The sequence below is a fragment of the Komagataeibacter intermedius TF2 genome (assembly GCF_000964425.1).
In the GTDB taxonomy this organism is placed as follows: Bacteria; Pseudomonadota; Alphaproteobacteria; order Acetobacterales; family Acetobacteraceae; genus Komagataeibacter; species Komagataeibacter intermedius.
This window is the reverse complement of sequence record NZ_BANF01000284.1, coordinates 1-3,592: the sequence shown is the minus strand read 5'-3', so window position 1 is coordinate 3,592 and position 3,592 is coordinate 1. Positions and strand designations below refer to the sequence as shown.

2 protein-coding genes and 2 pseudogenes are annotated in these 3,592 nt (G+C 58.2%); 1 reads left to right on the top strand and 3 read right to left on the bottom strand.

Going from position 1 to position 3,592, the window contains the following annotated elements; all coding sequences use genetic code 11:
- Window positions 1-285, top strand: a pseudogene (locus B7449_RS17075) (cation:proton antiporter); the annotation flags it as partial.
- 36 nt (window positions 286-321) lie between these two features.
- On the opposite strand, the gene B7449_RS17070 reads toward B7449_RS17075, so the two are convergent.
- The 3 genes and pseudogenes from B7449_RS17070 to B7449_RS23010 form a co-directional block, all read right to left on the bottom strand.
- Window positions 322-1,692 carry a ClC family H(+)/Cl(-) exchange transporter gene (locus tag B7449_RS17070; RefSeq protein WP_082084930.1) on the bottom strand — a complete coding sequence of 457 codons (1,371 nt, stop codon included), beginning with the start codon at window positions 1,690-1,692 and terminating at the stop codon, window positions 322-324.
- A 19-nt stretch (window positions 1,693-1,711) separates the two neighbouring features.
- Window positions 1,712-2,995, bottom strand: a complete 1,284-nt coding sequence (locus B7449_RS17065) for a chloride channel protein (RefSeq protein ID WP_019092385.1) — start codon at window positions 2,993-2,995, stop codon at window positions 1,712-1,714.
- 389 nt (window positions 2,996-3,384) lie between these two features.
- A pseudogene (locus tag B7449_RS23010) lies at window positions 3,385-3,492 on the bottom strand (integrase core domain-containing protein); the annotation flags it as partial.
- Between the last annotated feature and the right edge of the window lie 100 nt (window positions 3,493-3,592).

Here is a 3,592-nt window from a genome sequence, read left to right as displayed (position 1 = left end):
ATCCCGCTGTCCATTGCCGTGCGGGCATTGAGCGTGCTGTTTTCCACCCTCCCGGTTCATCTCCGGCAATGGGAGCGTGGCCGTGTTCTGGGTATCCTGACCTGGGGCGGCCTGCGTGGCGGCATCTCGGTTTCGCTGGCGCTTGGACTGCCACCCGGTGAATTGCGCAATCTGCTGCTGCCTGTCTGTTACGGCGTGGTAGTGTTCACCATTATCGTGCAGGGATTGACCATGGAACGGGTCGCCCGCAGGCTCTATCCGTCATCCGCATCCCGGTCTGAATGATTCCTTATGAAACAGGTATTCCAAAAGGTGATAATTTCAGCGTCTTCCGGTTGCTGCCCTGAGCCTCAGCGCCTCGTAGATCGGTGTATCGCCGAGCGCTCCTGCCACTACCATTGCCGCGAAGCTTCCAGACAGAAGCGGCAATACAAGATCGGACGATCCGGTCATTTCCATGACGAGGATAATGCCCGTCAAGGGCGATCGAACGGATCCCGCAAACATGGAGGCCATGCCGACAATCACAAATGGCGTGGTCGCCAGCGCTGTATCCGGGCTCAGTATCTGCGCCACAAAGCTGCAGGTCAATCCGGACAGTGCCCCCAGGGCAAGCATGGGTGCAAATAGTCCTCCTGGTGTTGCGGCAGCATAGGAAATCGCACCGAAGATCAACCGGAAAACGAACAGGGCAGGGATAATACGCCAGCTTATCGTATTATTTATCGCTGCCTGGGTAATCCAGTCCCCTCCACCTGCCAGATGCGGATCAAGCCACACAACAAGTCCAGCCAGACCACCAATCAGAACGGCCCTGACGGGTATGCTGACAGGCAGACGGTCGGCAAGGCGCAGTGCCGCAAGAATTGTCCGGTTATATCCAACCGCCAGCAGACCGGTCATGAGACCGGTCATGACAAAGAATAGCTGCTTCGCGATCGCTTCAGGCAGGACCTGATGGAACACGATGAAATCAGGCTGGCCGCCCAGGATGCCACGACTGATCAGAATGGCTGAAATGGACGCCCCGAGTGCCGCACACACCATTCTGGCTTCAAACCGTCCCACCAGTTCTTCCAGGACAAAAACGGCACCTGCAGCAGGCGCATTGAAGGCCGTTGCAAGACCGGCTCCTGCGCCAGCGGCGAGGAGAGCGCGACAGTCCGCCTGCCCCAGAGAGAGCAGTCGTCCGATCGTATTGGCTGCCGCGGCACCCATCTGCACGCTTGGCCCTTCGCGTCCCAGGGCCAGTCCACTTCCAATCGCCAGCAGACCACCAATGAACTTGACCGGGATGAGCACCCATGGCGCTGGGACCGCGACGCCCGACAGCACGGCCTCGACATGGGGAATACCGCTGCCTGATGCCAGCGGCGCAAAACGGCGCACCATTTCCACTGCGACAAGGGCCGCCAGGGCAACCCCCACGACCAGAAAGCAACCCTCCCACGGAGAACCATGCAGAAACCGGAGAGCCAGATCCGTTCGCGCGGTTTCCAGCCCTTTAAGAAACAGGCGGAAGACCCCACAGATTGCACCGGTCGCAAGCCCGATCAGGATTGACGCTGATGCCAGGAAAACCAGACTGCAGGAACTCCCGGTCTGTTCCGGTGGTGGTTTCCGGTTCGGCACCTGCTGCAGCATCGTGTCTTCTTCCGTTGACTGACGGTTCTCTGGCTCGGAATACTGCATCTGCAACCCGGGTCCCGGTTCAGGAGGGATCAGTTTCCTGCCTTGAAAGTGTTTTTTCCTGACCTGCCTTCCGTTCCGTCTTCTCCATGAACCCCGCGGCGAGGGCGGAATAGAGCGGATGCGGGCAGACCGTGCGCGAGACCCCGAACGCCAGAAACGCAGTCGCGAGAAGCGCCAGCGTGACCTGCTGGTTATCGCATACTTCCATTACGATGATCGTCGCCGTGAGGGGGGACTGGGCAACGCCACAGAAATATGCCGCCATCCCAAGCAGAACGACCGCGCCTGGAGATGTATGGGGCAGGAACTGCTCGATCCATCCGCCCATTCCGGCGCCAATGGCAAGAGATGGTGCAAACATGCCCCCGGGTATCCCCGAACAGAAGGTGATGAGCATGGAAAGGTACTTCAGGAGAAAGAAGGACGCGGGATAATGGAGGCTGCCATCCACGATCCCCCGCGCCTGGAGATAGCCCGTACCATAGGTTGCACCATCGGATGCCAGTCCGATCAGGGCCAGAAGCAGACCGCATAGAGCAGCAAACCCGAGAGGGAAACGTGCTGCAAACGGACGAAGTGATCCAGGCAATCCTTTTGACAGCCTGATGACAAGGCGGGCAAAAAGGCCACCTGCCAGCCCACCGCTTACACCACACACCAGAACGGCCAACCATGCGACACCAACCGGGATGGAGGCACTGGTGCGACCGAAATAGGTATAATTCCCCAGCAGGGCAATCGCGGTGATCCCGGAAAAGATGATGACGGTCAGTGTCCGTCCTGACGATTTCTGTTCAAAGGAATGGGCGAGTTCCTCAATGGCGAATACAACTCCGGCCAGGGGCGTGTTGAAGGCCGCAGCCATGCCGGCGGCTCCGCCCGCCAGGATCATACCGTGTCGGGTGACGTCATTATGCTGACCCATGGCCCGCGAGAACGCATGCATGATGGACGCCCCGATCTGGACGCTGGGTCCTTCACGACCGATTGAGGCGCCGCAGATCAGACCGAGGCATGTCATCAGGATCTTGCCGAGCGCAATGCGCAATGTCAGGATTCGGTCCACCAGCATGAAATTATGCATATGCAATGTTGCAATTGTCTGGGGGATACCCGAGCCTTGGGCACCATTGAACAGCACGCGCGTCAACCAGGTAATGGCGACCAGTCCAAGCGGTGCAATCAGAAGCATGGACCAGGCATTCAGGGCGACGATGTGGTAACGCAGATCGGCCGCCGCATCCCCCAGATGGGCAAAGATCACGGAAATAATCCCGATCAGCACAGCCCCCGAGCAATACATGAGTGTTCTTTGCCATTTCAGGGTCCTGACACGCGCCAGACGACGAAGCCGACGGGTTCGCCTGGCGCGATTTCGGCCCGGAACGGACTGGCAGTCAGCCTGACCTGCACCATGATATGACAATGTCGGCAAAATGGTCACGGCAGAGAAGGTCCAGACTATGATACAGGAACGGGGCATATACCATTTTTTCTTACGCCCCTGCTCAGAACCCATACCGGGAAGCTACAGGAGATTCATCCTCAAAATCTACGGGACTGCTACGTAGATCATTCATACATCTGGTGAGTTCCGTCTGGTTTCATTATCCAGATTATCATGCCGTTCTGCCATGCCCTCGAGACCCTTGTCTGGCGACCGGGTCCGGTGTTTGCCATCCAGTTGGGGATGTGCGGGCGCACCGTATTGTAGTCTGCCCGCCAGTCAGCCAGAATCTGGCAGGCATGCATCAGGGACGTGAGCAACGTTTCGTTGAGACATTCATCCCTGAACCGGCCATATCTTACTTCTAACCTTCGATGAGCCCGGATTTCTCGCTGTCGAGTACTGCCATCTGTTTCGGATCGTAGCGTTCCCCGGCTGCGGCCCCTTTGGGAA

What these genes read in the sequence shown, in the direction of transcription:
- B7449_RS17065 (WP_019092385.1), bottom strand. Translation starts at nt 2,995, where the DNA reads ATGTATTGCTCGGGGGCTGTGCTGATCGGGATTATTTCCGTGATCTTT.
- B7449_RS17070 (WP_082084930.1), bottom strand. Translation starts at nt 1,692, where the DNA reads ATGCAGTATTCCGAGCCAGAGAACCGTCAGTCAACGGAAGAAGACACG.